This window comes from Acinetobacter sp. YH16042 (genome assembly GCF_013417245.1).
Classification (GTDB): domain Bacteria; phylum Pseudomonadota; class Gammaproteobacteria; order Pseudomonadales; family Moraxellaceae; genus Acinetobacter; species Acinetobacter amyesii.
Genome location: NZ_VPEJ01000006.1, coordinates 42,975 through 63,934, shown reverse-complemented (window position 1 = coordinate 63,934; position 20,960 = coordinate 42,975). Strand labels below are relative to the sequence as shown.

Here is a 20,960-nt window from a genome sequence, read left to right as displayed (position 1 = left end):
TGCTTGAGGTTATTTAGGGAAACCTAAATATTTCTAATAAAAAAAGGACGCTTCAGCGTCCTTTTTTTTGTTTATAATTATGAAAAATACTATTTTAAAAAGAGCAAGTTAAATGTCATTGCCTACATACGATCAGTTGATGCTTCCATTAATGAAACTTTTAGCAGAACAAAAAGAGGCAATAAAATTAAGTTCTGCCACAAAAATTTTAGCTGAAAGATCTGGGTTATCTGAAGCTGATTTAAATTTAAGGCTATCTAGTGGTACAAAAACAGTATTTTATGATCGTGTTGGCTGGGCGAAAACATATTTGGTTAAAGCAGGTTTGATACAACAACCATCACGTGGTCTTTGCGAATTAAGTACGTTAGGTTGGTCTATTGAGTTGTCCAGCTTATCCAATATAACTAATCAGTATTTGATGCAGTTTGAAGGGTTTTCTGATTATAAAATTGGTTCTAACCATAATAAAAATATTCAAAATCTAGTTCTAATAGAAGAGCATGCTACATCTATTCAAACAGAATATTTGACGCCTGCAGAAATAATCGAACAATCATCAAAGGAGCTTAATCAAACAATTAAAGATGAGCTATTAAATAAAATTAAAAGTAATTCACCCAAATTCTTTGAGCAATTAGTTGTCGATTTGTTGGTAATAATGGGTTATGGCGGTTCACATCAAGACGCAGCCCAAGCAATAGGTAAAACCAGTGATGGTGGCATTGACGGTATTATCAGTGAAGATCGTTTAGGTTTAGATAAAATATATATTCAAGCTAAACGTTGGGAAAATACGGTGGGGCGCCCTGACATTCAACAGTTTAAGGGAGCTTTGGCTGATCAAGTGGCGAAAAAGGGCGTATTTATTACTACTTCTTGTTTTAGTAAAGAAGCAATTGAGTCAGCAAAGAAATCAGGCATTGTTTTAATTGATGGTGACAAGCTTACATCTCTCATGATTGAATTTGGCTTGGGTATTCAAATTGAAAGAAGTTTCCATATTTATAAAATAGATCAAGACCGTTTTGATGAAGATAGTTTTTAAATAAACTTAAAGGACGCTTCAGCGTCCTTTTTTTATATCTCAACATTCTATTTATAAACAATTGACCAACTACGATCGCTCTCATTATTCGGTTCAGCTTTGGACTTCGCTTTATGGGTAAAGCTTTGCCAAGACTTCGTCGATTTACGTTCGGGCTTCATGCTTGGGTCATAGCGTTCGACACGGTTACGGCCATTTTCTTTTGCCTGATACAGCGCAATATCAGCTTGCTTAATCAGTTCAGTTAAATTTTGCTTATGTGATTTAAGCTGTGAAACACCAATGGAAACGGTAAATTGGATCGGGTGATTTGCGACATTCAGCAATGATTGATTTTGAAGCGTTAGACGAATACGTTCTGCGATTAACATTGCATCCTGTATTTGCGTTTCCGACAGCAGCACAATAAATTCTTCGCCACCAAAGCGAGCCAAGACATCTTTTTGGCGCATTTCTTTGCGGGTGGTTTCAGCGATACATTGTAGTACCTGATCACCAACATCATGCCCGTAATTATCATTAATATGTTTAAAATGATCGACATCAAACATCAATAAGCAAGTACTTGCAGGCGTTGGCCATTCATGGATACGGTGCTCAGCCAACTGAACAAACTGACGACGGTTGTATAACTGGGTGAGCTCATCTGTATGCGCTAGATTTTTCAGCGTATGCATATTCCAATCGTCAAGCAGGGTGCGTAAAAAATGACGTCGTGCATTGAGCGTATTGTTCCAGCTCATATGCAGGCTGATCATCCAAACGGGAATAGACACGACCACAAAAATCAGCGCTTCTTGCCATGATAAAAGCTGACTCACCGCAAAATATACCAATAGCGAAATGAGACCCGAACAATACAAGGCAGGCTTAAATTGTGTTTGTACGCAGACATTGGCAATTAAAATAAAGATCGCCGCACCATAGATATAGGACGAGACCATTGGGCTATTTGAAGCCAGTAATAAGCCAATCCAAATCGCGGTGCTACAGACCGTCCCGATCGGTAAGATCATGTCGAGTACACGAATGTCTTTTTTGTATTTAAATAAATAAAAGCTAACCAATAAAGCCACAATAATCAGGGCAACTCGAGAAAGGCCTGACCAAAAGAACATGTCTGGAATAATAAAAATGTCAGCAAAAAAATAAAGAAGAAACGTAATCTGCGCCATGTAGTTCACTTGACGCAAATAAGGTAACTGATGGGCATACTGATGTTGTAGAAAATAGTTTCTAAACTGCGTAGGAATACGTGCAAAAGGATCTGCAATGGCTTGTTCAATCTCGGCACGATTGGCAAGATCACACTCAGAAAGTTTCAAAGTATGAGTATGATTTTTACGAACTTCCTGAGCAGACGAATTAGTCCGAGAACTCATTCGTACATCAACAGACATGTCCCTTCTCCATAAATGGCTTAGGACAAATTATGAACAAAAAACACACAAAAATATCTACCTGAAACTAGGGATTTTTCGAATGAATGATAAAAAATCGTCTGATGAATGTTACAAAATATATTATTAACTTGCTGTTTTATAAGTTGAAATTTGATTTCTTCCTGCAGATTTTGCTTGGTAAAGTGCCTGATCGGCCATGCGAATTACACTTTGTAAATCTCGGTTTTTTTGACCAAATTCGGCAACACCAATTGAAACGGTAAATTTAAGTTTTTGTAGTGTATCAAGTTCTAAATAATCATCGGCTATTGCCCGTCGCAGACGTTCGGCAATATCTTGAGCCTGACGCAGGTGTGTCTGCGGTAAAAGGATAATAAATTCTTCACCACCGAAGCGGGCAATGATGTCTTGGCTACGTAAAGTATGTCGGCACGTTTCTGCAATTTGTTGTAAAACATGATCACCAATATAGTGCCCAAACTGATCATTAATATTTTTAAATTTGTCGACATCAAAAATCAGTAATGAAAGTGGCTGTAACGGTTTGGACTGATGATGAATATGATAATTGGCAAGTTGAATAAATTGACGTCGATTGTTTAAGCCAGTCAGCACATCGGTATGCGCCATAATATTGAGCGCTTCACGGTTCAACTGATCGAGTTTACTGTGTAAAAAAACAATTCTGGATTTTTGCGTTGAATTCCAACTGATATACAGACTAAATAACAACACAGGGGAATAGATCAAGATAAACAGTTGCAGTTGATGGATATTGCCAGAAATGGCGAAATACACCCCAATCAGCAAGATTAGACTGATACACAGAGAAATGAGCACAGCAGCTTTAAAGCGGATTTGCACACATAAATTAGCTAACACAATAAAAACCAAAGATGCATATAAATAGATCGGCACATCGGGGCTATTGGATAAATTGAGGAGGCTAAACCACAGCGCAGAAGCACCAACGATCGATAGGGGAAGCATCAAGTCAAAGAGTAAAATGCTCTTGCTATATGTATAAATGACCCATGTGATGCCCATCATCAGTAAGGTATAGGCCGTTTTTAAGCCTATCGCGAGCAAGCCCACATCGGGCAACATAAACCAATCCGCTATGGCATAAGAGAGATAGGCCAATTGTGCAACGATGTTGACTTGGAAAAAGAATTTAAAAAGTTGACGACGATGGTAGTGGAAAAATTCTTGACGAAATTGAGCAGGAACGCGAACAACGGTTCCTTTCAAGGCTTTTTGGATCAGTGCACGTGATTCTTTCTTATACTCATTGATCATGCAAGATTACCGACGGGTGAGCATGGTTTGTATGTAATTTTATGTAACTCAAATAATCTATACCATTTTTATTTAAAATTAAACACGTTATTTCAAGGATTTGTGAATTATTTGGTATTGTTTGGTCAAAAATGAGTGTTAATTTGTGTTACTTAAATTTACATTTCACGTGATCTGAACAAGTAATTTCGCATTGGATGTTGTCTAAATAAGCATCAATAACTGTTATGCTGTATGTCATATTAGGCAACAAAAAAACGATTGTCCTATCTCTGTGATTCAGCGTATTAATGACAGCTGAAGAAGATTGAGTTAATGCAGATATAATGGAAAAAATGCATAGCTCTAGCCGATAGTCCTTGCATCGGCTTAGCCAAATTTAGGGTAAGAATATGACCAATACCAATTACACAGAAATATCTCATTCCGACGATTGTGAAAAATACGTCAATCAGTTCATTCAAGAATTTCCACTGCGCCGTGCTGAAATTGGTCAAGGCACAGTGATTAAACGTGCTTTACCAAGTCGTCATAAACGGATGATTGGTGCATGGTGTTTCCTTGATCATGCCGGTCCAGTGCATTTTCCGCAAGGTGATGGCTTAGATGTCGGTCCACATCCACATATTGGTTTGCAAACGTTCACCTGGATGATTGATGGCACCATGATGCATACCGACAGTTTGGGCACACATCAGTTAATTCAGCCCAAACAAGTCAATCTCATGACAGCGGGTTATGGTATTTCGCATACTGAGGTTGCTCCAGAGTCTGAAACGCAAATGCATGCTGCGCAGCTTTGGATTGCATTGCCAGATGACAAAATCAATATGGCGCCCCAGTTTGACCATTACCCAGAGTTGCCTGTGGTGACACAAGAGGGGATTGAATTGACGGTATTGGTGGGTGAGTTTTTACAGACTAAATCGCCGGTAAAAGTACATAGTGAATTATTGGGTGCCGATCTGCGTAGTTCGGAAAGTCAAAGTACCGTCCTGCCGCTCAATCCAAAATTTGAATATGGCTTTATGGCCCTCGAAGGGACTGCCAGTATCAATGGTCACGAGCTAAATGAAGACAATATGGTGGTACTTGAGCCGGGCTTAACCCAAGTCAAAATTGACCTACATGCAGGTGGCCGTGTTTTATTATTAGGAGGTGAACCTTTTGAATCACCGATTCTGCTGTGGTGGAATTTTGTGGGGCGCACACAAGAAGAATTGAATATTGCCCGTGAGCAGTGGATTAATCAGGACGAGCGCTTTGGCTCTATTCCAGACTATGATGGTCCACGACTAGAAGCACCGGCTTTCCCTGATAAAATGCGTCCATCACGTTAACTTAAAAATAAAAATGAACAGCCGTACCTGTGGTGAAAATGGTGCGGCATAACCATGAGGGAGTCATTATGGGTATCGTCGCAACGGCAACAGTAAACACCTTACAAGCACCATGGTCAGGTGAAATTCAGAGTGGAAAACATCAACTTATTACCGATAAGCCCGAATCATTTGGCGGTGGGGATTTAGGTTTAGCACCGTATGATTTACTGTGCGCCTCTTTAATTTCATGCACCATGATTACCTTGCGCATGTATGCAGCACATAAACAAATCCAATTGGGGGAGTTTCGTGTTGAGGCAGACTTTTGTGCGAACCGTGAAGGTGCTGAATGGGTTGAGCGACGCCTGCATTTTCAAACATCCTTGGATGCAGAATTAGAGCAAAAGATCTTGTCCATTTGTGAAAAAACTCCAGTGACAAAAAACTTTATTGCGCAGTGTAGACATTAAAACCACTCTAGTTTAATTTAAAAGCAGGTCGCTGCTGTACTGTGCAAAATTTAGTTTTGATATAGCCCTAAGCAGTGATCTGACACTTTTTATGATTTAAGTACTTCAAAATAATAATGGCTTGCCAGAAATAAGAAAATTTTAGACTTCATATAGGAGATGAACCCATGCGGGTGCTACATCATCTAGAAAAATCTCGTTCATTTCGTATTTTATGGGCAATGCAGGAATTAGGACTGGATTATCAGGTTCAGTTTTATCTGCGCCAGCCAAATTTGTCTGCTCCCCCTGAGCTTAAAGCCATCCATCCTTTAGGGAAGTCGCCCATATTGCAGGATGATGGACTGGTCTTGGTAGAATCTGCAGCGATCTTGGAGTATTTACAAGAGAAGTATGATCGCCATGATTTTTTTGCAGCCAAGGCGGAACATTCAAAACAACAATATCGCTTTTGGATGCATTATGCCGAAGGTTCTCTAATGCCGTTGTTGGTGATGCAGTTGGTCATGAGCAATGTGCCACGCCATGTACCTTGGGTCATCAAACCCGTCGCTAATCGTATTTGTGATGGGGTCAAAAAAGGTTTTGTACGGCCTCGCTTAAAAGAAAATATCGAGTTTTTAGAAAACCATTTAGCGGAAAATGAATATTTTGCGGGACCGTTTAGCTTTGCGGATATTCAGATGACGTTTCCATTAGAAGCCGTCATGACCAGAACTCAAGGGCGATATCCACAAATTCAGGCTTTCTTACAACGGATGCAACAGCGTCCTGCATATCGCCGTGCCAAACAACAAGAACAACAGTTGGAAGCACAGCAAGACCGGCGGGATGATTCTGCTTAGCTCACATGATACAAGCGTTCTTTAGGGAAGACTACTTTAAACAGCGAACCACGGTTTTCTTTGGACTCAATTTCAAGGTGTGCCTGATGTTGCATCAAAACGTGTTTCACGATGGCAAGACCTAAACCTGTTCCTCCCGTTTGGCGACTACGTGCGCTATCCACACGGTAAAACCGTTCCGTTAAACGGGGTAAGTGTTTCGGGTCAATCCCGATACCCGTATCTTCAACGGTAAAATAACCATGCGTACCATCATCATGCCACCCAATGGTCACAGTACCGCCTTTGGGGGTGTATTTAATTGCATTGGTGATGAGGTTACTAAAGGCACTCGCCAATTCCATATCTGATCCGATCAGGTCACAGTGACTATCAATCTCGAGATTCAGTGTATGTCCATAATCCACATTGTAAGCATGTGCATCGTCATATAGTTGGTTCATTAGGCTGGGCATTTCAATGATTTGATTTTTAGCGACTTTTTTATCATTTTCAAGGCGAGATAATAATAACAAGTCATTAACCAAAGCATTCATACGGCGGGTTTGAGACTGCATTTGATCGAATGCACGTTTCCATCGTGGATTTAAATCTTCCTGATCGGTAAAGGTTTCGATATAACCACTTAAAACCGTAAGCGGTGTGCGTAGCTCATGTGAAATATTATCGACAAAGTCTTTACGCATCTGCTCAAGGTTATGCATGCGGGTGACGTCATAAGCCACCAGTAAACGACTTTCGTGACCAAAACGGGTCAATTTGACTTGCACATAATGGTCTTCAAGTACCGATGATTTCATTTTCAAACCATCGGGTGCTAAATCGATATTGGTAAAGTATTCGATAAAACTTGGCTGTCTTAAAATACTTAAAATATTGCGCCCTTGATCGAGCTGTTGAATCCCCAAAAGCTTTTCTGCGGCAGGGTTCCACCATTCGATTTGGTGTAATTCATCAATCAATACCACCGCTTCAGCAAGTGCCACCAAGGAAGATTGAGCGCGGTCAATTAGGCCGACCATTTCAGCTTGTACAATGCGTTCTTGGCGCTGCGCACGGTATACATTAAAGAGCAAAGCCCCCCAAATACCGTCTAAATTCGGCGGGACATCATAGGGACGGTTTGAAATCCATTCGTTGACCAAGTACAGCGAACGCATTTGCAATGCAAAGAACACTGCAAAGGCAATTAAGATGCAGATCCATAAGTACCCGATACCAAAGCCGATGAGTGCAGCAATGAGCAGGAAAAATGCCAGAAGTCTCAAATCCTGCTTGGCAAAAGTCCATAAACTGCTGTAACGAAATTTTTTATGTTCACTGGCAAGTTCAGGGACGGGATACGGTTCATACATATAAAATTAAAGACCTAAAATGACTAACCCATCACAGCATCGGCACGGGTAGAGAAACGGTAACCTGTACCACGAACAGTTTGCACATAACGATCGGCTTGGAAAGGTTCAAGAACTTTACGCAAACGACGAATATGAACGTCAATGGTACGGTCTTCAATATAGACGTTTCCACCCCAAACCTGATCTAATAATTGAGCACGGGTATAGGCACGTTCAGGATGAGTCATGAAGAAGGCCAGTAGCCGATATTCAGTCGGTCCCATATCTAAAATGGTGTTACCAAAGCTCACACGTTGGCTGACTGGATCGAGGATTAAACCATTGGCATCAATGGTTTTTTCACCACCCAATGCATTTGAGCGACGTAGCACCGCTTTAATGCGTGACACCAACTCACGGGTGGAAAAGGGTTTGGTCATGTAGTCATCTGCACCCGCGTCCAGACCTTGGACTTTATGGTCTTCTTCACCACGTGCAGTGAGCATGATGACTGGAATCTCTGACAAATTTTCATCGCGTTTTAAACGACGACATAGGTCTACACCACTCACGCCGCCAGGCATCATCCAATCCAATAAAACCAGTGCAGGACGCTGATCCACAATCATTTGGTGCGCTTGTTTGGCATCTTCAGCTTGCTGACATTGAAAACCAGCCATATCCAGTGAAGTATGGATCATTTCCCGAATCGGGAGTTCGTCGTCGACGATTAAAATATAGTCATCTTTCACAGCGCAATACCCTATTTTATGTAAACGGTAGACCGTTTTATATTTATGACAGGCTTATTACAAAGATTAATTATGACAGTATCATTGCAAAAATGATCTTTCATTGGAGTTTAGAAAGAAATTGTGACAAATTAAATCCTGAAATATTCAACAACATGGGCTTTGCATCATGCTGTTGTCACAAAAAAATCATTCAAAAAAATTGTAAAGATCAGTGTTGAACTCAGAATTTATTTACTGGGTTTTTCAGAAAAAGCATCCAACAAGGCCAAAAAGACCACGCTACATGACGATAAAACTTCATCAATCGGTTGTTTATAACCACTCATGACCCAACGAATCGCGATTTGGGTGACATAACCATTGAGACCGGTTGCGACCATCGAAATTTCACGTTCTGAACGATCAATATTCGGCATCATCAGCATGACAAAGGCATGAATCATACGGTCAAAGCGCATCATGGTTTCATGAATCGTGGCTTGGTTATGTAGCTCTTGTACCAACATGGCATCGATGTAAATGATGCGCGCCATACGGGGATTATTTTTTAAAGTTAACAGTAGGGCGGTTAAACCTGCTTCAATCATTTTTTTAGAATCGGTTGATGTTTGCATGATGGCTTGCATCACGTTTTGTTGCAGTTCATCGATTAATTTTAAAAAGATGGTCTGGAACAGTTGCTCACTTTTCTTAAATGATTCATAAAAATAGCGTTCGGTCAGCTTGGCTTCCAAACAAATATCTTTCACGGTCACGGAAAAAAAGCCATGTGTACCATAGGCTTCTATACCAGCTTCAATCAGTTTTTCACGTCGCGCTTGCTTACGTTCACTGAGAGAAAGCCCTTTAAATTGACGTTCCTTCACATTTTTTGCCTGTTGTTGTTCTGTGTGATTTGTTGCATCTGTCATGAAAATATACGCTGAACTAAAGCAGAATTTTGTCTTATTTTAGCAATAATTTCAGTTTAAACCTATGTTTAAGCATTGGCAATTTCAACAGCTTAGCACGTCCTAAGATGACATTGACAATATGTATTGTCAAAACTATATTAAGTTGACGAACTGCACACATTGGCAAATGAGATCACGCTGTGATAAAGCCAAGCGGCAGCATAAAGGAATAAGGAATCACAATGAAAAACTTCAAAAATAAAGTGGCTGCCATTACAGGTGCAGGTTCAGGTATTGGTCAGCAATTGGCAGTGCTTTTGGCGAAACAAGGCTGTCATCTGTCTTTAAGCGATGTGAATGAACAGGGTCTAGCGGCAACCGTTGAATTGGTGAAAGCCAGCAATGTACGTGTAACCACGCAAAAACTCGATGTGTCAGACCTTGCAGCAATGAAAGCATGGGCAGCACAGACCGTTAAAGATCATGGTTCCGTGAATATGATTTTTAACAATGCGGGTGTGGCTTTGGGCACGACCGTTGAAGGCGCAAGCTACGAAGAGCTGGAGTGGATTGTCAATATTAACTTCTGGGGTGTGGTTTATGGCACCAAAGAATTTTTACCGTATATCAAGCAAAGTGGTGAAGGTCATATCATCAATATTTCCAGCTTGTTTGGTCTAACTGCACAGCCAACACAGTCGGCATATAATGCCACTAAATTTGCAGTACGTGGCTTTACCGAATCTTTACGCCAAGAATTGGATATTGAAAACTGTGGCGTGAGTGCGCTATGTGTACATCCGGGCGGGATTCGTACCAATATTGCCAATGCCGCAAAAATGAATGACAGCTTGAAAAGCTTAGGCATGAACCCACAAAAATCGGCACAGTCGTTTAATAAATTCTTGCGTTGTCCACCTGAAGAAGCGGCTCGTCAAATCATTGCAGCAGTACAAAAAGATAAGCGCCGTTTATTGATTGGTAATGATGCAAAAGCGATTGATTTAATTCAACGTTTGCTACCGACGGGTTATCAAAAATTAACTGCCATGGCGACTAAATTTGGTCAATAAGCGGTAATTAAAATCAATTGAAAAGAGCCCACGTCAGTGGGTTTTTTTTATGGCTAAAGGAAAACACAAGGTGTATTTTTTATTTCATAAAATGAGATATAAAAATGGAAATAACTGATGATTTGAAATAAGCAACTGTTGAATAACCAACAGTTTTTTGGCGTTAAAACCAACAGAATTTATCAGATTTAAATAATAAAACTTTAAAAAATAAATACTTAAAATGTTGGCACAGTTGTTGCCATATTAGAGTGAACAAAACTCACCACTGTATGGAACATTTATGAGTACTTTTACGCATCGATATCTTTCTGCTTTTCGTGTCCTACAACAGGCATGTTGTTGTGCTATGACACTCGCGATGATGCGCGCTTAAATTCTAAAAGCTGTCTTCGAGTTTCGGTCGTGCATAAGTTGAATAAAACCTATGACCACTCAGATTAATTTTAAAAAAACCCACGCAGTACATTCACTTCATGCACCTTGCATGGGGTTGGGGGATTTTGCGCTTTGGGAAAAATGTTAGTGAAACCAAATCATGAAAAAAACCACATTAACCGTTGCGGTCGGACTGATTTTATCCGCAACCAGTCCGCTGAGTTTTGCATCGGATGAAGCACTTCAGCAAGAACTGAGCAGCTTAAAACAACAAATTGAGAGTTTGCAAAAACGCTTAAATGCAGTGGAATCTGGGACGACCAAAAGTAAAGTCGTAGAAACGGCCGCGTTGACGACAGAAGATACGACCAACGCCGCTGATGTTGAAGGTGAAACGCAGGTTTCAGAAGTAACCACAGCAACATCCGAAGATATCGACGGCTTACGTGCAGATATTGAAAACTATAAGTACGATCAGTCACGTCAATATGAACGTCAAATCACCAAATCGACTCGTGATACAACCCTGTATGGCACAGTTCAACTACGTGCCAGTGCGCTCGATGAAACGGGTGTGTTGGGTGCAACCAAATCGACATTTGATATTGGGACTGCGCTGATTGGTGTGCGCGGGAATTTATTCCGTGATTATAATGAAGGCAAAAACCTCGATTATCAATTGTCCTTTGGTTATGGCAAACGCAATGATGGCACTAATAACAGTAACTTTAATTTACTGGATGCCTTTGTTCGCTATAACGCTTTTGCCACCAATGCGGGCCCCGAAACAGCCAAACTCAACTTTACGCTCGGTCAGCAGTTATTGCCCTTTGGTCTAGATGTGCAGTCTCCTGAAGATTTGCGTCCAACCATTAGTACCGCTGCAGCTTCGACCTTTTTAGGACTGTTTAATCGTCAAAATGGATTTATCGTCCGTGGGGATGCCAAACCTTTTGTCGACTTTGCATCGAACTACCGTGCGCCGCTGTTTGAGTATGCTTTAGGGGTAACCAATGGGAATGCCAGTAATAAGGCGGATGACAACAACGGCAAAGATTATATCGGTCGTGTGGCTTTTACCTTGCCAGTGGACTACGCCAGCATTTTCCGTGAGTTGAAGTTTGGGGCCTCTTATATCAAAGGCGAATCGAAAATTTCAGCCGGCGGAATCACTGATAATGCTGCAAAACGCGATCGTTTGGGTTTCGATATTTATTATAACCACGCCCCATTTGGCGTGACCTATGAATATCTGCAAGGCAAGACCGATTATGTCGACACCGTAGCCCAAGACATCAAAGACGCCAAAGCGGAAGGGCATACTTTTACCGCTTTTTACACCTTGGGCGATCAGTTCTACAACAGTATTAAATCCAATGCCAAATTTGATGATTTCTGGCCAAAGTCAGTCCAAGGCTATTACCGTTTTGACCGCTATAACCCGAATAAAAACAACGCAAGCTATCTCGACACCGCGAGCGGTCGTATTGGTGAATATGACATTCACTCTTTGGGTTTAAACCTATTTTTTGCGCAAACCACAAAATTCCAATTACAGCTGAATCACTACCTGTTCGATGTCGAAACGGCAAATCAAAAAGACACCAATGAGCTGCAAGCTCAGGTTCAGTACACCTTTTAATTCAAATATTTAAACCATTAAGGAACATTTAAAATGAAAATTATCTCTAAAAAAATCGCAGCCACATTCTTGGCACTTTCAGCACTTGGTTTAAGCATTCAATTGCATGCTGCCAATCCCAAAGAAATTCGCATTTCAGTATCAGCTGCGGGTGAGGGGGGTAAACCCAAAGTGGGCGGTAGTTTTGTAGCTACAGCACATTTACGAGGTGTGCTCGAACAAGAATTTAAAAAAGATGGCATTAAGGTGAATTGGCTTTTCTTCCCCGGGGCTGGACCTGCAACTAACGAAGCTTTAGCCAATGGCAAAGTTGACTTTGCATTGCATGGCGATTTGCCCTCATTGGTTGGACGTTCAACGGGATTAAAAACCAAAGTGTTGTTTTCGACAGGGCGTTTTGGCCCTACCTATGTGGTGGTGCCTGCCGGATCAAATGCTAAATCCTTTGCAGATCTAAAAGGCAAAAAATTCTCCGTCTTCAAAGGGACCAATGGTCAGATCGTATTTAACCGCGTGTTAGCAAAATACAACTTAACAGAGCGTGATTTACGAGTGATTTCGCAAGATGCCTATTCGGCACGTACGGCGTTAGCGACAGGTGATATTGATGCCACGATTACTTCACCGTTTAGTTTGCAAGCGCGTGGTGTGGCGAAAACTTTACTAGAAATTAAAGATCCGAAAGTATCACCGATTGCACACTTTTGGGTGACCGAAAGCTTTGAAAAACAATATCCAGAGGTGGTGCAACGTGTCGTAACGACACTGATTAAACAGGCGCAGTGGAGTTCTCAAGAAGCCAATCGTAGCGCGCAATATAAACTTTGGGCACAAAGTGGCATTCCGTTGGTGGATTATCAAAAAACGTGGGATGGCTGGAATTTAAAAGACCGTACTACACCACTACTCGATGAATTCCACCGTTCACAAATTGACAGTGCTTTAAAAATTGCCAAAGACGCACGCTTAATCCGTCGTGATGTCGATACCAAAACGTGGTATGAGCCGAAGTATCTAAATAATGCCTTGAAAGAGCTGAAGTTAGAGGGTTACTGGCGCCAATTTAATGCTCAAGGTCAACCGAAGTAAGTCGCAGCCATGAGTCGTCCGATTGAAAGCAATGTAATTGCCAGTCCATTAACCACCAAATTTATGAGCAGTTTTGTGCTGCTCACGATTTTGGCTGGACTGGGTGTAGGTGTCGCACGAGTTTTAATTTCCTTGTATGCCGTGCATTTAGAAGCCACCGAATTGCAATTAGGGTTAATTTCTGCAGCGCAAAATTTTGGCATTTTGATCATGGCATTGCCGATTGGCGTGTTGGTACAGCGCTTTGGGTCTTTGAAAATATTCTGCATCGGCAGTGTGTTGGGCGCTTTGGTCTATAGCTTAACGCCACTCAAAGCTGGTGCATGGTACCTCTTTGCGGTGACAGCCTTGGTGAGTTTTGTCTTACCCATGCGTTTTGTTTCGATCAATACCGTTTTTTTGAGCAACTTAAAGCGTTTAGGTCCAGCCCGTGCGGGTTGGTTTCGCGGTTCGCACATGATGGGATATTTCCTGATTGCGCCTGCATTGAGCGTATTGTTGATCGAGCATTTCGGCTATGGCGGAAGTTTTTATGTGGTGTCTTTGCTTTTTTTAGGCACCTTGCTGTTGGCTCCGTGGTGCTTTCAACGTAGTACTCCGCAAGCGACGAATCGCCCGCATTTTCAATGGCGAGATATTGTGGCGCCTTTGGCACTCATCAAAACCCATGCCTCGCTGCGGATTGTTTGCATATTGGAATTTTTGAGCAGCGTGGCAAATAACTACTTTGGCTTTTTCATTGTGGTGATTGCTATCCAAAGTTTTGCACTTTCAGAGCCAATGGCAGTGATGCTGCTGACCGTACAAGGCATTGTCTTTGTGGGATCGCTATTTAGCATGGGCGGTTTGGCTGAGCTGATGGGTTATCAAAAGTTTTATTTGATTGGCCTAAGCCTGATGGCAACGGCATTACTGATTTTAGCCTTAACCAAAATCACGCTGTTGATGTGGCCTGCTTCGGTCATGTTTGGACTTGGACTCGGTATGTTGCATATCGCCAATTTTATGTCTTTCGCCCGAGTGGGTGAGCAAACCGCGATGGCTAAGATTTCTCCAATTTTAGCCCTCGTCGGACCTTCGGGTGGACTGTTGGGTGGCTTGATAGGCGCCGTATTTGGCGCACAGGTTGGACTACAAAATTTATTTTTACCGATCGGGCTGGTGTTTATTGGTCTGATTATTTTGATCAGCAAAGATCAGGAATTTATTCAATTTTTAAAACCTGATGTCTCAGAACAGAGCGTAAAAGGACAAGAATTATGAGCCTTACGGATGTATCTGCACATTCGGTTCCCTTGCAAAGTGACCGAAGTGCGTTGGATTTTTTTAAGACCTATTTAAAACTAACTTTGCAAGTGGCGTGTGGACTCCTGATGCCAGTTTTATTGTTCGGTTTGTGGTATGTGGCAACACTCAAACATTGGTTGCCAGAGCAAATTTTACCTGCACCGAGTTTGGTGTGGCAAAGCACAGTTGAATTATGGCAAAGCGGTGAATTGAGTTTTCATTTTGCCATCAGTGCCAAACGTATTTTATGGAGTGTCTTACTTGGTGCCAGTGTCGGGATTTTGCTTGGTACTGTGTTGGGATTGGCCAAACGTAGTCGGGACTTTATTTTTCCGACGGTGAATCTTGTTGCGCAATTTCCCATAGTTGGCTGGATTCCATTATTGATGATTTTCTTAGGCATCGATGAGGCTTTGAAGATTGCCGCTATTTCATTGGCTGTGTTACCGCCGCTGTTGATTGCAACCTATAAGGGCATTACTCATGTGCCGAATAGTTTGATGGAAGTGGCAGAGGTTTACCAATACAGCAATTGGCAGAAACTCAAAGAGGTGATTTTCCCAGCTGCACTACCTAGTGTGATCAGTGGTTTACGTCAAGGCATTATGCAGGCGTGGTTGGCATTGGTTTTTGTCGAGTTATTAGCAAGTAGTGAAGGGATTGGTTATCTCATGGTGTGGGGACGTCAGCTAATGCAGATGGACTTGATCTTCATGGCGATCATTCTGATTGGTATTACGGGCTATGTCTTAGATACCTTGCTGGCTTGGTTAGAAAAAACGGCACGCTTTCACGCAACCCGAGTAGGAGGGAACTCATGAGCATCCTTTCATTAAACGGGGCAGCGCGCCAAGTCTTAGTTAAAGCAGCAAAAGCACTCGTTCTACCTGTGGCATTTATCGCACTGTGGGCAGTAGCCTCACAGCAAAATTGGGTCGATCCAAAGTTGATTCCTAGTCCATGGCTCGTGCTGCAAAAAGCAGTAACCGTGCTCCAACAACCGAGCTTTTTGACAGGCTTCGGCGAAAGTTTGGCACGAAATTTTATTGGCTATGGCATAGGTGCGATAGCAGGTGTGTTGTTTGGGATCTTGATCGCGAGTTCACGCCTTTCGAATTGGTTATTTGCACCGAGCTTTCATGTATTGCGTCAAATTTCGCTGTTTGCATGGTTGCCACTAATTTCGACCTTTTTAGGTGAGGGACACGGCGCCAAAGTGCTGTTTATTACCTTATCTGTGTTTTATCCCGTGGCGCTACACACCTTTGAAGGTGTGAGCAGTATTTCGCATAAATATCGTGAAGTGGCCGAAGTCTACCAATTTCCAAAGACATACGCGTTTCGTAAATTGATATTACCCGGTGCTTCGGCGCAGATTTTTGTCGGTTTACAACTTGGGCTGATTTTCGCATGGCTTGCCACTATTGGCTCTGAATTTTTATTGGCGAACTATGGCAATGGTCTGGGCAATATCGTGATTCAAGGGCGTCAGGCTTTTGATGTCGAACTGATTATTTTTGGCATGTTGCTGATTGGTGCTGTGGGGGTGTTGCTCAATACGGTACTGACTTGGGTTGAACGTAAAGTTTTAGCTTGGCAGCAGGTTGGATAGGAGAACATAACAATGAAAAAAATGACAATCCATAACATTCCTCAACTCTGGCGTAGCCTATTTTTAGCTGCCTTGGTCGGTGGCACAGCCTTGGTTGGTTGCAGCACGCAGCAAGTGGATGAACCTCAGCAAATGGCTTTAAAAGAACTACGCTATCAAAGCTATCCGGGACTGGTGTCTTTGCCTGAGTTGGCACAAGACTTGGGCTATTTAGGCGACATTAAACTCAGTTATGTCGGCACAGTACAAGGTGGGCCACAAGATTTACTCACCTTGGTGGCAGGAGATGTTGATTTCGCTGGAGCCTTTAATGGCGCTGTGGTGAAAGTTATTGCCGCGGGTCTAGATGTGGTCCCCGTCGTCGCTTCTTATGGCAGTGATGCTGAACAAAACGTGGGTTTCTACGTGCTAGAAAATAGTCCTATTCGTAGCCCACGAGACTTTATTGGCAAGAAAGTCGCAGTGAATGCCTACGGGGCACATTATGACTTTGTGGTGAAAGACTATTTGGCTCGTCATGGCTTAACTGACGATGAAATCCGACAAGTTGAGCTGATTATGTTGCCACCAGTGAGCTCAGAACAAGCTCTACGGAATGGTCAAATTGATATTGCGGTGTTCTCAGGCATTTTGGAAAAACGGGCCTTAAAACATGGTGGTGTACGTAGCATCTTTAAAGATATTGATTTATACGGGCCCTTTACCGCAGGCAGTTTTTCGATGCGTGGAGAGTTTATTCAAGCGCATCCTGAGTTGGCTCGTACTTTTGTCAGTGGCGTGGCCAAAGCTCAGGAATGGCTACACAACACGCCGAAAGAGCAAATCATTGCCCGTATGGAAAGCATTATTGAAAAACGTCAACGCAATGAAAATACAGCACTGATTCCATATTACACAGGCACAGGTGTCCACGAAGTGGGTGGTGTGCAAAAAGATCAGGATTTTGCACCATGGGTGAGTGCCTTAGAAAAAGAACACAAATTAAAACCAAATCAAATTGAGGTCAGTCGCATCTATAGCAATGAATTTAATCCCTATGCGCAAGACCAAAAATCAAAAGGAATATAACAATGACCAGTGCATTACATTTAGATCACGTGCGTAAGGTATTTCCTGCACAAAACCATGTCGGCAGTAAAAACTATAAGCCTGAATTTGTTGCCGTAGAAAATGTCACTTTGGATATTCAGCCGGGTGAATTTGTTTCAATCGTGGGGCCAAGTGGCTGTGGAAAATCTACATTATTAGACTTAATTGCGGGTTTAACCAAACCGTCTGCAGGGCAGATTTTACTGAGTGGCAAGCAGATTACTCAACCGGGTTTAGACCGTGGCATTGTGTTCCAGCAATATGCGCTCTATCCATGGTTAACCGCACTGGAAAATATTGAATTTGGTCTAGAAGCCAAAGGCGTAGCAAAAAAAGAACGCCGTGAAAAAGCCGAATACTATTTGCAGCTTGTGGGCTTAAGTGGCTTTGAAAAGCATTATCCAAATGAACTCTCGGGTGGGATGAAGCAGCGGGTTGCGATTGCCCGAAGTTTGGCTTATGAACCAGAAATTTTATTGATGGATGAGCCCTTTGCTGCCTTGGATGCGCAAACCCGAGAAACCTTGCAAGCCGAGTTGATCAATATCTGGAAAAGCTCGAAAAAAACCATCGTTTTTATTACTCACAGTATTGATGAAGCGATTTATCTGAGTCAGCGCGTGGCGATTATGACCTCAAGACCGGGGCGGATTAAGGAAGTGATTGAAATTCCGCAAAGCTTGCGCAGCTCGAGTGAAGATGTCCGTTCATTGCCTGAATATGGCCGAATTCGCCATAAAATTTGGTCCTTGCTCAGTGAAGAAGTGATTAAAGCGCAAGCCCTCGAAAAACATAAACAGCTTGCACATAACTAAAATATTCAGAGGATTTATTTATGTCATCGACTAAACAAGCCATCAGTTATACGCAAACCTATAACGACATTAAACCCCGACTACAGTTCACATGGTTAAACACGGTCTTTAAACGCACCATTGCCATTGTGGCTTTTTTCTTGCTGTGGGAGATTCTGCCGCGGAGTGGTGTGGTCAATCCGGCTTTTTTACCGCCGTTATCTGTGGTATTGGAAACTACATGGCAGCTATATCAAAGCGGTCAATTAGGCATCCATTTCTTGGCCAGTATAAAGCGTTCAATTATTGGTTTCATTTTGGCCCTAGCGATCGCTATTCCTTTGGGTCTCATCATTGGTTGGTACAAGCTCGTGGCTGAAACCTTAAATCCATTGTTAGAATTGTTTCGAAATACCACAGCACTAGCGTTAATGCCGCTGTTCATCTTATTTTTAGGTATTGGTGAAACTTCAAAAATCAGCCTGTTGGTGTATGCATGCACATGGCCGATTTTATTGAACACCATTACAGGCGTACAAACGGTCGATCCCTTACTGATTAAATCGGCACGAACCATGGGCCTAAAACCCTATCAATTGTTCCGAAAAGTGATTCTGCCTGCGTCGATTCCGACGATTTTTGTCGGTATCCGTCTGGCAGGGGCAATTTCTATTTTGGCCTTAGTGGCAGTAGAAATGTTTGGTGCCAAAGCAGGTCTGGGATATCTGATTATTTATTCGCAATTTAGCTTTGAAATTCCACAAATGTTTGTAGGCATATTAGTCATTACCCTCGTAGGCTTATCCTTTAACTATTTCTTGATTGGACTAGAAAAATACTTTACAGCATGGAAACGTACCCCTGTGGAATAATCTAGACGAAATGGAAATTAAATAAAAACCTCGGGATATACCGAGGTTTTTTATTGCTGATTTTTTATATTTAAAATAATGCAATGAATAAAGAATGATGTGGATGAATATTTAATTGGAAGTTTTTTTCTGGATTATTATTTTAATGTGGAGAAAATAAAAATATGGCTTATTTATAATAAGCCATATTTAATTAGGCGAGTACGAATCACGTTCCTTGTCACTCCAAGCAAACGAGCCGTATGCACTTGATTGTACTGACAGTGCTGATACGCACTTCGGATAAATTTTTCTTCAATCAGCTCATTAATATTGTCTTGTTTGAGTTGATTTGCGGCTTGAAAAATTTGTAAAAAGGTTTGCTCGAGTAACTGTCCTGCATCTTGAATATCTTTGATATTAGCTACAGCTGAGGTGGCATTGTGTAAGTTAAAGGGTTCAGCACGCGAAAACGACGATGCACTTTGAATACTCGAAAAACTAATATCTTCTGGTTCAATCACACCTTTTTCACTGACTAAAATCGCATGTTGAATGGTGTTTTCTAATTCGCGAATATTGCCCGGCCAACTATGTAAACTGAGTTTTTTGAGAGCTAGTTGGCTGAGGCGTAATGGTGTGTCATGTGGGTTGGTTTGATAGACCTGAATGAAGTGTTTAACCAAAGGCAAAATGTCACCACGACGCTCTGAGAGACGTGGAATGCGTAGCAACGCCACATGTAAGCGGTAGAATAAATCTTCCCTGAAACGTCCTTCTTGTACTGCATGCTCTAAATCGACATTGGTTGCGGCAATGATCCGAACATTAATCGGAATGGATTTTAGTGAGCCGACTCGAACGATCTCTCTTTCTTGTAAAACACGGAGTAATTTGACTTGCATAGGCAAGGACAGGTCACCAATTTCATCTAAAAATAAGGTGCCATTATGGGCTGCTTCAAACCAACCGACACGGCTATTAATTGCCCCTGTAAAGGCTCCTTTTTCATGTCCAAATAATTCGCTTTCGACTAATGACTCGGTAAAGGCACCACAGTTCACTGCGATAAATGGACCTTTGGCACGATGGCTTAATTGGTGGATTTGGCGTGCAACCAATTCTTTACCTGTGCCTGTATCACCAATGATGAGTGCATTGGCCTCACTTGGTGCAATTTGTTCAATTCGAGACAACAACGCTTGCGATAACGGGTCTGCAAAGACGGTCGCTGTTGCCCGTTTATGTTTCAGTGCAGAGGGCACTGCAGGGTGGGTCAAAATAGACATATCGTTTCTTATAGTTGTTGAAAATGCAGATCATGATGAAAGATTTAAAAATAAAAGATAAATAATAATTCGATATTTAAATATCAGTTTCACCGATAAATTCATGCGTGGATTATTTATCTGATTTTAAGATAAATAAAATCGGGATAACTAAAGGATAAATCAAGATATAGCAAGTGATTGAACTGTTTTATAGTAAAGCTCTCTAAATAACAAAAGGCATAATTAAAATGGCGATTACTTCAGTAAATGTGCGAAACCAATTCAAAGGCGTGATTAATGAAATCGTAGAGGGTCCTGTGGTTTCAGAAATTGATGTGGAAACCAAAGCGGGCTTTTTTACGTCCGTGATCACGACGCGTTCGGTGAAGGATTTAGACTTAAAAGTAGGTTCAGAGGTAGTGGTGTTAATTAAATCGACGGAAGTGTCACTGGCTAAACTCTAAGGTTTAGTCCAGCAAAGTTTGTCAGCACAAATAGAGAA

The 20,960-nt window shown here is 41.8% G+C and carries 19 protein-coding genes and 1 pseudogene; 14 read left to right on the top strand and 6 right to left on the bottom strand.

Translation table 11 applies throughout. The features are described from left to right. Positions 1 to 112 precede the first annotated feature (112 nt). Positions 113 to 1,048 carry a restriction endonuclease gene (locus tag FTV37_RS06405; protein WP_180007975.1) on the top strand — a complete coding sequence of 312 codons (936 nt, stop codon included), beginning with the start codon at positions 113 to 115 and terminating at the stop codon, positions 1,046 to 1,048. A 47-nt stretch (positions 1,049 to 1,095) separates the two neighbouring features. Here FTV37_RS06405 and FTV37_RS06400 read toward each other — a convergent pair whose 3' ends face one another. After that, complete coding sequence (locus tag FTV37_RS06400; protein WP_180026233.1) at positions 1,096 to 2,430, bottom strand: GGDEF domain-containing protein; 1,335 nt, start codon at positions 2,428 to 2,430, stop codon at positions 1,096 to 1,098. Between the two features lie 144 nt (positions 2,431 to 2,574). After that, positions 2,575 to 3,750 (bottom strand): diguanylate cyclase, encoded by a 1,176-nt coding sequence (locus tag FTV37_RS06395; protein WP_180063311.1) that lies wholly within the window; start codon positions 3,748 to 3,750, stop codon positions 2,575 to 2,577. 392 nt (positions 3,751 to 4,142) lie between these two features. On the opposite strand from FTV37_RS06395, the gene FTV37_RS06390 reads away from it, so the two are divergent. The 3 genes and pseudogenes from FTV37_RS06390 to FTV37_RS06380 all read left to right on the top strand — a co-directional run bounded on the left by FTV37_RS06390 (position 4,143) and on the right by FTV37_RS06380 (position 6,387). Continuing rightward, a complete protein-coding gene (locus tag FTV37_RS06390; protein WP_180063310.1) occupies positions 4,143 to 5,090 on the top strand; it encodes a pirin family protein in 948 nt (315 codons plus the stop codon). 68 nt (positions 5,091 to 5,158) lie between these two features. Then, positions 5,159 to 5,558, top strand: a pseudogene (locus FTV37_RS06385) (OsmC family protein). A 151-nt stretch (positions 5,559 to 5,709) separates the two neighbouring features. Continuing rightward, positions 5,710 to 6,387: a glutathione S-transferase family protein gene (locus FTV37_RS06380; RefSeq protein ID WP_180063309.1), complete on the top strand. Its 678-nt coding sequence runs from the start codon at positions 5,710 to 5,712 to the stop codon at positions 6,385 to 6,387. Here the strand turns inward: FTV37_RS06380 and phoR are convergent. From phoR to FTV37_RS06365, 3 genes are all read right to left on the bottom strand, one after another. Further along, a complete protein-coding gene (phoR, locus tag FTV37_RS06375) occupies positions 6,384 to 7,742 on the bottom strand; it encodes a phosphate regulon sensor histidine kinase PhoR (RefSeq protein ID WP_180063308.1) in 1,359 nt (452 codons plus the stop codon). The two genes, FTV37_RS06380 and phoR, sit on opposite strands and share 4 nt — an antisense overlap. A 23-nt stretch (positions 7,743 to 7,765) precedes the next feature. After that, positions 7,766 to 8,476: a phosphate regulon transcriptional regulator PhoB gene (gene phoB, locus FTV37_RS06370; RefSeq protein WP_078191504.1), complete on the bottom strand. Its 711-nt coding sequence runs from the start codon at positions 8,474 to 8,476 to the stop codon at positions 7,766 to 7,768. A gap of 230 nt (positions 8,477 to 8,706) precedes the next feature. Further along, on the bottom strand, positions 8,707 to 9,390 hold the full coding sequence (locus FTV37_RS06365; RefSeq protein ID WP_180063307.1) for a TetR/AcrR family transcriptional regulator: 684 nt from the start codon (positions 9,388 to 9,390) through the stop codon (positions 8,707 to 8,709). A 224-nt stretch (positions 9,391 to 9,614) separates the two neighbouring features. On the opposite strand from FTV37_RS06365, the gene FTV37_RS06360 reads away from it, so the two are divergent. The 9 genes from FTV37_RS06360 to FTV37_RS06320 all read left to right on the top strand — a co-directional run bounded on the left by FTV37_RS06360 (position 9,615) and on the right by FTV37_RS06320 (position 19,208). Beyond that, complete coding sequence (locus tag FTV37_RS06360) at positions 9,615 to 10,445, top strand: SDR family oxidoreductase (RefSeq protein WP_180010800.1); 831 nt, start codon at positions 9,615 to 9,617, stop codon at positions 10,443 to 10,445. A 538-nt stretch (positions 10,446 to 10,983) separates the two neighbouring features. Then, positions 10,984 to 12,465: a carbohydrate porin gene (locus FTV37_RS06355; RefSeq protein ID WP_180063306.1), complete on the top strand. Its 1,482-nt coding sequence runs from the start codon at positions 10,984 to 10,986 to the stop codon at positions 12,463 to 12,465. Positions 12,466 to 12,498: 33 nt separating this feature from the next. After that, the gene (locus FTV37_RS06350; protein ID WP_180063305.1) at positions 12,499 to 13,554 is read left to right on the top strand and encodes an ABC transporter substrate-binding protein; all 1,056 of its coding nucleotides are present in this window, start codon (positions 12,499 to 12,501) and stop codon (positions 13,552 to 13,554) included. 9 nt (positions 13,555 to 13,563) lie between these two features. Further along, on the top strand, positions 13,564 to 14,817 hold the full coding sequence (locus FTV37_RS06345) for an MFS transporter (RefSeq protein WP_180063304.1): 1,254 nt from the start codon (positions 13,564 to 13,566) through the stop codon (positions 14,815 to 14,817). After that, complete coding sequence (locus FTV37_RS06340) at positions 14,814 to 15,662, top strand: ABC transporter permease (protein WP_180063303.1); 849 nt, start codon at positions 14,814 to 14,816, stop codon at positions 15,660 to 15,662. Before FTV37_RS06345 ends, FTV37_RS06340 begins: the two co-directional genes overlap by 4 nt. Beyond that, positions 15,659 to 16,453: an ABC transporter permease gene (locus FTV37_RS06335; protein WP_180003524.1), complete on the top strand. Its 795-nt coding sequence runs from the start codon at positions 15,659 to 15,661 to the stop codon at positions 16,451 to 16,453. Before FTV37_RS06340 ends, FTV37_RS06335 begins: the two co-directional genes overlap by 4 nt. Before the next feature lie 12 nt (positions 16,454 to 16,465). Then, the gene (locus tag FTV37_RS06330) at positions 16,466 to 17,521 is read left to right on the top strand and encodes an ABC transporter substrate-binding protein (protein WP_257224225.1); all 1,056 of its coding nucleotides are present in this window, start codon (positions 16,466 to 16,468) and stop codon (positions 17,519 to 17,521) included. 2 nt (positions 17,522 to 17,523) lie between these two features. Further along, a complete protein-coding gene (locus FTV37_RS06325) occupies positions 17,524 to 18,357 on the top strand; it encodes an ABC transporter ATP-binding protein (RefSeq protein ID WP_078191496.1) in 834 nt (277 codons plus the stop codon). A gap of 20 nt (positions 18,358 to 18,377) precedes the next feature. Beyond that, positions 18,378 to 19,208: an ABC transporter permease gene (locus tag FTV37_RS06320; RefSeq protein WP_180063302.1), complete on the top strand. Its 831-nt coding sequence runs from the start codon at positions 18,378 to 18,380 to the stop codon at positions 19,206 to 19,208. Between the two features lie 173 nt (positions 19,209 to 19,381). Here FTV37_RS06320 and FTV37_RS06315 read toward each other — a convergent pair whose 3' ends face one another. Continuing rightward, the gene (locus tag FTV37_RS06315; protein WP_180063301.1) at positions 19,382 to 20,476 is read right to left on the bottom strand and encodes a sigma-54-dependent Fis family transcriptional regulator; all 1,095 of its coding nucleotides are present in this window, start codon (positions 20,474 to 20,476) and stop codon (positions 19,382 to 19,384) included. 230 nt (positions 20,477 to 20,706) lie between these two features. Between FTV37_RS06315 and FTV37_RS06310 the strand changes: the two genes are divergently transcribed. After that, positions 20,707 to 20,922 carry a molybdopterin-binding protein gene (locus FTV37_RS06310; RefSeq protein WP_067765474.1) on the top strand — a complete coding sequence of 72 codons (216 nt, stop codon included), beginning with the start codon at positions 20,707 to 20,709 and terminating at the stop codon, positions 20,920 to 20,922. Positions 20,923 to 20,960: the final 38 nt, after the last annotated feature.

Coding starts and splice junctions, on each gene's coding strand:
- FTV37_RS06405 (WP_180007975.1), top strand. CDS start 113: ATGTCATTGCCTACATACGATCAGTTGATGCTTCCATTAATGAAACTT.
- FTV37_RS06360 (WP_180010800.1), top strand. CDS start 9,615: ATGAAAAACTTCAAAAATAAAGTGGCTGCCATTACAGGTGCAGGTTCA.
- FTV37_RS06400 (WP_180026233.1), bottom strand. CDS start 2,430: ATGAGTTCTCGGACTAATTCGTCTGCTCAGGAAGTTCGTAAAAATCAT.
- FTV37_RS06390 (WP_180063310.1), top strand. CDS start 4,143: ATGACCAATACCAATTACACAGAAATATCTCATTCCGACGATTGTGAA.
- FTV37_RS06315 (WP_180063301.1), bottom strand. CDS start 20,476: ATGTCTATTTTGACCCACCCTGCAGTGCCCTCTGCACTGAAACATAAA.
- FTV37_RS06320 (WP_180063302.1), top strand. CDS start 18,378: ATGTCATCGACTAAACAAGCCATCAGTTATACGCAAACCTATAACGAC.
- FTV37_RS06335 (WP_180003524.1), top strand. CDS start 15,659: ATGAGCATCCTTTCATTAAACGGGGCAGCGCGCCAAGTCTTAGTTAAA.
- FTV37_RS06350 (WP_180063305.1), top strand. CDS start 12,499: ATGAAAATTATCTCTAAAAAAATCGCAGCCACATTCTTGGCACTTTCA.
- FTV37_RS06330 (WP_257224225.1), top strand. CDS start 16,466: ATGAAAAAAATGACAATCCATAACATTCCTCAACTCTGGCGTAGCCTA.
- FTV37_RS06365 (WP_180063307.1), bottom strand. CDS start 9,390: ATGACAGATGCAACAAATCACACAGAACAACAACAGGCAAAAAATGTG.
- phoR (WP_180063308.1), bottom strand. CDS start 7,742: ATGTATGAACCGTATCCCGTCCCTGAACTTGCCAGTGAACATAAAAAA.
- FTV37_RS06310 (WP_067765474.1), top strand. CDS start 20,707: ATGGCGATTACTTCAGTAAATGTGCGAAACCAATTCAAAGGCGTGATT.
- FTV37_RS06325 (WP_078191496.1), top strand. CDS start 17,524: ATGACCAGTGCATTACATTTAGATCACGTGCGTAAGGTATTTCCTGCA.
- FTV37_RS06395 (WP_180063311.1), bottom strand. CDS start 3,750: ATGATCAATGAGTATAAGAAAGAATCACGTGCACTGATCCAAAAAGCC.
- FTV37_RS06340 (WP_180063303.1), top strand. CDS start 14,814: ATGAGCCTTACGGATGTATCTGCACATTCGGTTCCCTTGCAAAGTGAC.
- FTV37_RS06355 (WP_180063306.1), top strand. CDS start 10,984: ATGAAAAAAACCACATTAACCGTTGCGGTCGGACTGATTTTATCCGCA.
- FTV37_RS06380 (WP_180063309.1), top strand. CDS start 5,710: ATGCGGGTGCTACATCATCTAGAAAAATCTCGTTCATTTCGTATTTTA.
- FTV37_RS06345 (WP_180063304.1), top strand. CDS start 13,564: ATGAGTCGTCCGATTGAAAGCAATGTAATTGCCAGTCCATTAACCACC.